Here is a 254-nt window from a genome sequence, read left to right on the forward strand (position 1 = left end):
TGGGGTTCCCGTCATTCGCCCGTCCACAAATCTGGACTATAGCCTGACTCCAGCAACCGCCCTGAAACCCAGCTGCAGTCCGCCTCGCAGACAAATTCCATGACCTCGAAAAACGCGCAACCAGTTGAATGCCCGCCGCATTCGGAAACACCTCGGGACCGTCTTCGCGCTTGCGCATCGCCATAGCCTGCCTCACTATCGTGGATAGGTGGCAACGCCATGGGAAGCGTCGATATTGACTCGATCTCGTGAAC

Annotated in this window: 1 protein-coding gene; it reads right to left on the reverse strand. The window is 57.5% G+C overall.

Annotated features, from left to right (window positions below):
• Positions 1-11: 11 nt before the first annotated feature.
• Positions 12-254: hypothetical protein (locus GWC77_RS29380; protein WP_217283478.1), on the reverse strand; the 243-nt coding region annotated here is incomplete at its 5' end.

The organism is Paraburkholderia sp. NMBU_R16, assembly GCF_013282575.1.
Lineage (GTDB): Bacteria > Pseudomonadota > Gammaproteobacteria > Burkholderiales > Burkholderiaceae > Trinickia.